At 55.6% G+C, this 9751-nt stretch carries 8 protein-coding genes; 2 read left to right on the top strand and 6 right to left on the bottom strand.

Going from position 1 to position 9751, the window contains the following annotated elements; all coding sequences use genetic code 11:
* The 5 genes from ABX962_RS20465 to ABX962_RS20445 form a co-directional block, all read right to left on the bottom strand.
* Positions 1-1215 (bottom strand): alkaline phosphatase (locus ABX962_RS20465; RefSeq protein WP_372721874.1); only part of this gene is annotated, 1215 nt, incomplete at its 3' end.
* Between the two features lie 101 nt (positions 1216-1316).
* Positions 1317-2072: a prolipoprotein diacylglyceryl transferase gene (locus tag ABX962_RS20460; RefSeq protein WP_372721873.1), complete on the bottom strand. Its 756-nt coding sequence runs from the start codon at positions 2070-2072 to the stop codon at positions 1317-1319.
* Positions 2073-2078: 6 nt separating this feature from the next.
* Entirely contained in the window at positions 2079-3587 is a 1509-nt protein-coding gene (locus tag ABX962_RS20455; RefSeq protein WP_372721872.1) for a radical SAM protein, read from the bottom strand.
* Positions 3584-4111: a hypothetical protein gene (locus ABX962_RS20450; protein WP_372721871.1), complete on the bottom strand. Its 528-nt coding sequence runs from the start codon at positions 4109-4111 to the stop codon at positions 3584-3586. The genes ABX962_RS20455 and ABX962_RS20450 overlap by 4 nt, the downstream gene beginning before the upstream one ends.
* Positions 4112-4131: 20 nt before the next feature.
* Positions 4132-5397, bottom strand: coding sequence for a PQQ-binding-like beta-propeller repeat protein (locus ABX962_RS20445; protein ID WP_372721870.1), 1266 nt, complete (start codon positions 5395-5397; stop codon positions 4132-4134).
* A gap of 219 nt (positions 5398-5616) precedes the next feature.
* Between ABX962_RS20445 and ABX962_RS20440 the strand changes: the two genes are divergently transcribed.
* Entirely contained in the window at positions 5617-6618 is a 1002-nt protein-coding gene (locus ABX962_RS20440; protein ID WP_372721869.1) for a Gfo/Idh/MocA family protein, read from the top strand.
* A gap of 173 nt (positions 6619-6791) precedes the next feature.
* Positions 6792-7979, top strand: a complete 1188-nt coding sequence (locus ABX962_RS20435; RefSeq protein ID WP_372721868.1) for a GIY-YIG nuclease family protein — start codon at positions 6792-6794, stop codon at positions 7977-7979.
* A 52-nt stretch (positions 7980-8031) separates the two neighbouring features.
* Here ABX962_RS20435 and ABX962_RS20430 read toward each other — a convergent pair.
* Positions 8032-9751, bottom strand: a 1720-nt coding sequence (locus ABX962_RS20430; RefSeq protein WP_372721867.1) for a DUF3656 domain-containing protein, incomplete at its 5' end; no start/stop codon positions are given.

The following is a 9751-nucleotide window of genomic DNA, read 5'->3' as shown; positions in this document are numbered from 1 at the left end:
CTTGCCTCCGTTTTTACGATCCACGGCGCTGAGATCGGCTTGGTGAAAGTAAGGGTTACCTTGGGCAAAATTTTCGCCTTGCGCGGCGTCTTTGTCTTTGCCTTCACCCCATCCACCGCTGATCACCACATCGACACCTTCGAGCGGTTTGTCGCGATGAGATGACGACCGCAATCCGACCATGTCACGTGCGATATCTTGATAGTCGTAGCGAGCCACGTTGTTGGCATAAGCCGCCCCTGGAGTCGCATGACTGAGCGGAACATTCGTAACAACACCGATCTTATAGCCTTGTGGTTGTAATTCACGAGCGATCGGCACGATGTGCTCACCATCGACGGTGTAGTTGATCGATCCGTTATAGGTTTTCAAGCCCGCAGTCATGCTGACGGCCGATGCAGCCGAGTCGGTGACGCTATGCGGCTGAGTCCGATCCAAGCCGAGCAAGTAGTCGCTGTTGCTTTGTTCGAGCCACGGGTACGCCCCACCTCGCTTGACATCGAAGCCACCGGACGCGTCCTTGCCGCCGCCAAGCACCACTTGCGAATTGACATCAAACTTAGTGCCACCGAGCCGTGGACTGGTGCAAAAGAATCCGAAGTCGGTTTTTGTGCCACGGTAATTTTGAAACGACAAGACATCGCCTCGGCCGGTGTCGTAGCCGACTTTTCCCGCCTTGTAGATGGCCGCCGCTCGCGTGGTCTGCCAATCCATTCCATCAAACACGAACAAAATGATGTTCTTGCGACCTTGTTCAATTGCTTTCTTTTGCAACCGATAGACGTCGGTTTGGTCGAAGTAGGGTGCAGTGGGATTTACCGTGTCGCTGGGGACGTTTCCATACAGTTTCTGTAGACGTTTTGGGTCGCTGTATACACTGCCCTCTTCGCGAAGTGAATCAAGCGTGATGCCAAAGGTATAGATCGGAATCAACCGATTGCTATGGTTCAGCCACGTGCTGTAGCGGTTTGGGATATGCCCCCAATGACCCCAGGGGGCCGATTGTTTTTTGATGGCGTCCGATTGCAGTTCACGCATCGAGTCAATGGGCGGCGATGTCGGAGCGGTCGAGTGAGGTTGGGAGGACGATTTTGAGGAAGCTTCCGCAGCAACGGCGACCGCCACTGCTGCGTCCTTGCCATGGCACGCGTCGATCCAACCCATGCTGGATGTCGCAATCAAGGTAAAACAAAGTGGCAATGAGAAAAATCGCATGATTCAGGTGGGGTCAGAGGAACGTCGTGACGACAGCAAACGAATTCAACGGACTCGGTCGCTGGCCGTTTTGCCCACAATACCTGCTCGCCAATCGTTTGTCAGATCCCTAACTTCGATTCTCGATCCTTGATTAACCGAATCGTCATTTTATCAACACGCAAACGCCACAAAAGTAAGGCAGAGAAGCCCACGCCGATTCCCAAACTACTCCACTGATAGAAGGTTAACCCACCCGCTAGTTGTGGTTCCGGACGCCACGACTCGCTGACGAAGCGGAACATGGCGTAAGCGATCACGTACAGCAGCATCCAGTGCGGAGTCCCTCTTCCTTTGCGGATCCCGTAGCCCGCCAGGCAAGCAAACAAGACATGGAACACGAACTCGTACAATTGGGTTGGATGCCGCAGTAGTAATCCGCCGTCCTCGGCCGCCGAAAAACGTAGCCCCCAACTTTGGTTCGTCGCCACGCCGTAGCAACAACCATACAGCAAACATCCGATGCGGCCGATTGCGATTGCAATGGCAACAGGAATGACAAACGTGTCCCCCGTGGAAATGCGCACATAGAAGGTCCACTTGGCGAACTCGACTCCCAAGTATCCGCCCGCCAATCCCCACAACACCGTTTTGCCGTCGCTGAACCACAGATCCAACAGGTTGCCACCGGCAAAGGTGCCCGCCAGCAGGAATGGTAGTTTCGCCGCGACGGTCGCGCCCACCAAACCGCCGACCAAAATCCCGATTCGCTGCGCGGTATCCAGTTCTATCGACCGTTGCCGACGACGTATCCAATAGGCTGCAATCGCCGCAGCTAACCCCATACAAACGGCGTAGGCGATTCGAGATTGAAACATCAAAGCTTACGACTTAAGCGGTGGAAGCGACAAATGGCCGGGGCGGTACAACGTGTTGTACGCACAGAACGGAACCATGTGACCACTTGGCAATACGTGATGCGTACAACACTTCATCAGTTGACGAATGTCGAAATTGTATGCGTCAAGAAAGCTCGTGATCGTGACTCGCATCAAGTCTTTGGCGGTGGCTTGTTGAGCAAGCACGCGAGCGAAGAAGCGATCGAGCACTGGATCCATACTTGCGAATGAATCGACAAATTTTGTTTGGGTTGGCGATTTCGCAGGATCAAGCGAGACAACGTCCGCACAACCGCAATCGCTTCCACAATGCGACATGCGTTCAAGAAACAAGCGGACGAGTTGCTGAGATCGCTCGGGTGTAAAACTGATGCCCCCGGCGATCAAGTCAAGGTTGTCGGCAACCGGTGCGATTTGATTCAGGGCTGCCAGGCGTTTTCCATCTCGCGCCGCCAACATGATTTGATGACAGTTCGGGTGAGCACAGGGAAGCGGCGTGAAGTCGTGCTCGCCGATCATCCCGTCGCTCGCCTTGGCCAATCCTTGGATCACGTCTGGAAACGTCACGCGGTCTTCTAAGTCGGCGGGCAGCCAATGCCGACCGCTAAACGTTGCCGGTTGAAGACTTAGCCCCGTCACATTCGTTCGCCCCAACGCCTCGGACCACAAATCGCGGTAGAAATGGACATCCAGTGGCGCTGTAAGCGTCGACACCAACGTGACATTCAAATCGGCTTCGCCCAGTCGGTCCAGGGCACGGCGTTTGACATCGATTACGTCTTCGCCACGCACCCGGCGAACCAGTTCGCGGTCCATCCCATCCCACTGGAAATAGATTTCGATGCGATCCCGGTTCTTTGCCAATCGCTCGACCAGTGCCGCATCTTTGGCCAATCGCAATCCGTTGGTGTTGATCATGACGTAATCAATCGGCCGAGCGAGTGCCTCGTCCACGATACGCTCAAATTGCGGATGCAGCGTCGGTTCACCGCCCGACAATTGACACACCTCGGCGTGCCCTTCACACTCGATCAACCGATCAAGTGAGGCGATGATATCGTCAAGCGAATGGTCTTTCCCGGACGGCCCGCTTGATGCGAAGCACATCGGACAACTCAGGTTGCAGCGGTCGGTCAGTTCCACCAATCCGATACAGGTGTGTTGTTCATGTTCTTCGCACAGCCCACAGTCGTGCGGACATCCTTTGTCGGACTCGGTCGATCGCATTAGCGGCAAAACCGATGCGGTATGTCCTTCGCCGCGATCCCACCAGGAAGCATCGCTGCAAACAAAGTCCTCGCGGACACCATGCTGTGGGCATTTTTTGCGAAAGTAAACGCGTTGCCCTCGCGTGATGATTTTTGCGGGCACCACGGTCATGCATTCAGGGCACAGCGAAGCGGTGGTGCCGATCATGACGTGATCGGCGCGTGGTCGAGGATCGATCGCTGCGATCGCGGATTTAGCAAGCGGGATTCTAGGACGATTGATCATTCGCTTGCACTTTCATGTCGAGCGATCGCGGCGTCTTGACGAGCACGCGCGGCATAGCGTGAACGTATCACGGTTGCGATACAGGCGATCGCCAATGTGAAGCTGCCGATCACCGAGATACTAAGTCCAACCATCGAAGGACCGTAGCCGGCATTGCCGATGGTCATCATCGTTAGCAAGCCACTGGCGGTGCAAACCGGGAAAAACAAGACGAAGACAATCGGCGTTAACAGCAGCGGCAATACCCATTTCCAAGGCATCGTCACGGTCACGCCGCGCAGCAGCGAAACGACGACCCACAACGATGCAAACCCCAGCACACCAAGCAGCAGAATCATCATGCCAGGGTAATTTCCGATCGCAACACCGCTAAATGCGACGATCATCAGCAGGATTCCCCCGATCGCACCCACCGCCGCGACCGCGGTCATGCCTCCGGCAAACCTAACGGGCCCATCTTGAGGCAACACCGTTGGTGCCGCTGCTGCGTCGGTTTCGACAGGCGGTTGATAGGGATTTTCCATGATGGAATCGCTTTGCCGTTTTATTTTTTTCCAATCGCGATCAGATATTCTTTACGGTCTTCGCCAACCCCGATCCCGGTTCTTATCAACAAGCGGTCGTCGATCGCGACGGGAGTGGCAAAGATCGAATCGCCCGACGGGTTCTCGGACAGCAAGTCAAATCGGTTGGGCGTTGCCGCGACGACATAGATCATTCCCGCTTCGCTGGCGATATAGATCCGGTCTCCTACCAACATCGGCGAGGCGCTAATTCCGCCTCCGAACAATCGCTTTTTCCACATCTCCGTTCCGTCTTGCGTCCGCCAACAATACAGCACGCCATTGTCAGCGGCGCCAACGACATGGTCTGGGATCGTGAGTAAGGATTGTTCATAACATTGTACCGGATTCTCCCACAGCACGTTGTGTTTTCCTGCGCCGCTAACACACCACGTTCCTGATTTGGGATTGCCGCCGCTGACCATGATTCGCTGTTGTTCGTCCCAAACGATGGTGCCACAAATGGCCTCGGTCGCAGTGTCGACGCTCCATAGTTCTTTGCCGTTGCGCGGGTCATACGCACAAATCTTATCCGCACCGGCAAGCAGAATCTGGCGTCGACCGGAAAGAGTCGTCACGATCGGCGACGCAAAGTTCAAGTTTTTAGGACGCGTGGTCTTCCAGACCTGTTTGCCGGTTTGCGAGTCCAGCGCATATAGCCCGCTGTCTTCGCCATCGTACTCGGCCGCGACGATCACAAGATCGTCTTCGATTATCGGGCTTGCCCCATAGCCAAACTGAAACGCCTCGGGTGCAAATTTGCTCACCTTCTTCTGCCACACTTCGCGACCTTCGGGGGTCAAAGCGGTGACCCAAATTGCATCGTCAGTGTGAAAGGCAACGTAAACCCGAGTGCCGTCAAATGCTGGGCTCGGTGACGCATAGGAATTGTGCGGGTGAATGCGTTGGGGCAACGTGCCGCGGTGGATCACCCATTGGTCCAGCAATCGTCCATCGGATCGATTGAGCTTCAGGACACTTTGCGTTTGTTTGTCGGATTCCGCAGTGGTAAGAAAAATCGATTCTTGGACCACAATCGGAGTCGAATGCCCCCGTCCTGGAATTTTGGTACGCCAAGCAACATCGCTTGCGGTCGAAACGTCCCAGCGAATCGGCAGTTTGACTTCCGATGCGGCATGGTTGTTGGCATCGGGGCCTCGCCATTGTGGCCAGTCCTGGGCTGCCCCATTCTGGGCGATTAGTGGAGCGAGTCCCAGCATCGAGAGCAGAAGCAGAATGGGTTTCATTTTATTTTCCTCAGAAAAGGCACCGCGATTCGAAAAGCCGCGATTCGATAATGAAGGAGCGGACGGGCGGCGTGATCAGAGTCGATCAGTTTAGTGCATCGACACCGTTAGCTGAACGTGGGACCTGTGGAAGCGAGTTTTGCGTTACAATCACGCCACAAACGAATTGAATCAGAATCATTCATTGTCGTCATTCATCAAGATTTCTCGGAGAATTCAATGCGAGCTGGAATTGTTGGAGTCGGATTCATGGGCTGGATCCATTACTTGGCCTATCAACGATCAACCCGAGCCGAGTTGGTCGCGTTTGCCAGTCGCGACCCCAAGAAACGCAGTGGAGATTGGCGAGAAATTAAAGGAAACTTCGGGCCTCCGGGAGAACAGATTGACGTCAGCGCGATTAACGTGGTCGAGTCGTTGGATGCGATGTTAGAGGACGATTCGATTGATCTAATCGATATCTGTCTGCCGCCTCATCTGCACGCGGATGCCATCCGTCGCTGTTTTCAAAGTGGCAAGCGAGTGCTTTGTGAAAAACCCCTCGCGCTCGATGCGGCGACCGCCCAAGCACTCGCCGCCGAAGCAAAACCGGGCCAATTGATGGTCGCTCACATTTTGCCGTTCATGCCCGAGTTCAAAATCTTGGTCGATGCCGCAGGCGATGGCCGCTGGGGCAAACCGATCGCCGGACGCTTTAAACGCACCATCAGCCCGCCGGATTGGATCCCCGATTTTTATGATCGCAGCAAAGTCGGGGGGCCGCTTGTGGATCTGCAAGTCCATGATGCGCATCTCATTCGCTTGCTGTTTGGGATGCCCCGTGCCGCGTCGTGTGCCAAGCAAAGCAAAGATGGCACGCCCAAGTTTTACGAAACCGTGTTCCAGTTCGAAGACCCTTCGTTGGTCGTATCGGCAGGCGGAGGTGTGATCGATTCACCCGCGCGCGGATTCACTCACGGTTACGAAGTCAGCTTCGAAAAGGCGACGCTGCAGTTCGAGTTCGCCGCCTATGCCGACGGCAGCACCGCGTCGATTCCGCTGACGATCATGAATGCGGATGGTTCGGTCGAGCGGCCCACACTCGGTGATGGTGACCCAATTGCCGGATTCATCGAAGAGATCGATGCGGCAGCCGAAGCGGTCGCAGGCTCCGACGTCTCGCCGATCCTTGACGCGAAAACTGCAGCCGATGCCCTCTCGATCGTCGAAATGCAGCTCTGAGCCGCCGGCCTATCGGACAGGATGATGTTTTTGCTAGCACCGCAAATTGACTGTCAAATTCAAATCGCCCGCCCATTTTGCTGCTTGGGCGATTGCAGAGATTGCGGCATAATGATTTCGCGACACGCGATTTTTTTGGCAATCCATTATCCAACCCAAGGACGGCAGACAGCATGGAGGCAATTTGGCCCGATCAGCCCGCGTTTGGCTTTGGCATCGATTCACTCAATCCGCACGCGCCGCGTGGGATCGAAGCGGTCGGGGGCCAGACCAAGCGAGAGATTCGAGACCAAATCGTGCAGACCTGTCCGCAGGTTCCCGGCGTGTATGGCATGCTCAGCCGCAAAGGGGATTTGATCTATGTCGGCAAGAGCAAGTCGCTCCGCTCGCGATTGCTCAGCTACTTTGCCGATTCAAACAAGGACGAAAAAGGCGGCCGCATTATCGAGAACACGCGAGCGATTCAGTGGGAAACCCAACCGAGTGATTTTGCCGCGTTGGTTCGTGAACAGCAATTGATTCGCCGTTTCTCACCTCGCTGGAATGTTCAGGGAGTGCCAAAGCGTCAACGCCCCGTCTATCTGTGTCTGGGCCGCGTTCCCGCCCCCTATTTCTTTTTGGCGGCCAAGCCACCGCAAGATTGTGTCGGCGTGGAAGGGCCGTTTTACGGTGCCAAGCGGATGCAGCGAGCGATCGATGCACTCAACAAAGTGTTCCGATTGCGAGATTGCAGCCAACAACAAGTGTTTCATTTTGCCGAACAATTGCAGCTGTTCGATCTCGATCATCGACCCGGTTGTTTGCGACTTGAACTGAACACCTGCTTGGGCCCCTGTGCAGCCGCCTGCACCGGCGACGCCTACCAGACGCAAGTCAACGCAGCTCAAAGTTTTCTCGAAGGGTTCAATGACGAGCCGATTGTGGCGCTGCAAGACCAAATGGAAAACGCTTCGGCGAATCAGCAGTACGAGTTGGCGGGGCGAGCTTACGAGACGCTGGCATCGGTCAAGTACGTGCACCGCAAATTAGCGATGCTTGCCAAGGCGCGCCGTGACTATACCTTTATCTATCCGGTGCCCGGTTACGATGGATGTCACACATGGTATTTGATTCATGGCGGTGAATTGGCGGCCGTGGCGGCGGCCCCTAAAAATGCAGAGCAGTACGCGCGGATGAAGCCGACGCTCGAGCACTGGAAAGCAATCACCGCAAACTCAATCGATCGCGGTCACGGCGCGTATCCTCACACGCTAAACCTGGTCGCGACCTGGTTCCGCAAGAACCGCGCCGAGCGGCAGCGGACGTTCCTACCCGAACAAGCCGGCCGCAAGTACCGAGCGGTGCTAAAGAAAGTGGGATAGGCTTCCAGTCTGTCATCGGCCCAAGCTCCCTTTTCTTGCGTTTTCGTCTCGCCTACAAAATCGCTAGCGGATTGCGTTTGGATTCGAGCGTCCCGCGTGTCACGCCCAACCGATTCGTTGCCTGCAGACGCTTCCAAACCTCGCTGCCCGAGATCTCACCGCCAAGTAACGCTTGATACGTTTGAATGGTTTCTCGCGTCTCTTTTTCGTTTTCGTCCAACAATTCGATCCGAAACCACTGGATACCGCGTCCGATTAAATCGGCCACAATCTCGGACCCGCTTTGCGCCGTGGCATTGTACAGCGTGTTGCGACATGCGACGTCGGCTTGCAGCGGATGCTCGGCTCCGACACGGTCCCGCAATTTGACAACGTGGCGATCGCAGGGGCGGCCACAGTTTGTCTTGTTGGTTCCCGGTGACATCACGCTGCAGAACACACAGTGCTCCATGTGGAACATCGGCATGTGCTGATGCACGACGATCTCGAGCTGTTGGGGGACCACCGATTGGACCAAGTCCATCAACTGATCGCGATTCAAATCATAGGAACTGGTCACGCGCTGGACCCCCAAACCGAGCAACCATTCGGCCGAACGATGATTGGCAACGTTTAGCGAGAAATCGGCAACCACCGGCTTGCCGGTGTCCGTCAAAAAGCGGACGGCGGCAAGATTTCGAGCCAAGTAGAAATCGGGTTCATGACGTCCCAACACTCGCAAAAGGCCCATTTCGCCCGGTTTTTGCATGCGTACGCACGCCAATCCGATCGTCGCGTTGTTTTGGTGCGCCGTCGCAATCGCATCCTTGTACTCGCGGACGTCGTGAAAATCAGCGTAGATCGTGCAGTCGGCGAATTGGCTTGCGACGGCGACCTGTTCCAAGTTGCGGCACAGCACGGCGAGTCGAGGCGAATCGTCGGTTTGTGTGGTTGCGTCACGATTCAGCGGTGCCAACATGCGGCGTCCCGCGGCGACATCGACCGTTCGATGGGGACGCGATTCAAGCCGCTCGATCAACGCGTCGACCAATTCGCGGCGAAGCTGATTGATCAGCCCGACGGGGACCATCGGGCCGTCACTGATATGTGCCTTGAAATTCTTCAAGTGAAACGGAGTGCCGCCCAGTCGTGCGACTTTTTCTCGCAGCATGGTTTCGTCGGCGGGATGCTTGTTGGCTTTTTCGAGCACTTGCTGTCCCACCACATCCACGGTCAAACCACCGGCGGTCTTTGCGGACATCTTTAATGCCGCACCCACCGCCGCGTGCACCTCGATGTCAATCTCTTGACGAACGACGGCATCAGCACGAGCGAAACTCTGACGCAATCGACGGTTCAATTTGGGATCGTCGTTTTTGAACACGATGTCGTCGATATCGACGTCGCGCCAATCGATCTCGCCCCGACCAAATCCGATCCACACTTCGCTGCCGGCTTTGGCGGATTCCATACGATCGTACTGCAAGCTTTCGATCGAATAGATGCGGCCACCCTGCATCGTTTCTCCGGCAACCGCGATCGCCAAACCGTCGCCCAGTGCGACCGGCGACGCTAACCGGATACGGATACGGTTCTGGTCGAAATCCAATACCTTGCCGATTTCAATGCCCCGTTTGGATGACTGTTTGCCAGGAACCAATCGTTTGTGGTCGTTGCCTTCGAGCCATCCCGGCGAGAAACCTCGCGAAAACGACAGTTCCATTTCTTGACGATCGGTGTCGTCGACGTGGACTTTGCCGGTGCGGATCGCATCATCAATCGCGCGTCGATAG

It is taken from the genome of Novipirellula sp., from assembly GCF_041583735.1.
Taxonomy (GTDB): Bacteria; Planctomycetota; Planctomycetia; order Pirellulales; family Pirellulaceae; genus Novipirellula.
This window is presented reverse-complemented; position numbering and strand designations above follow the sequence as displayed.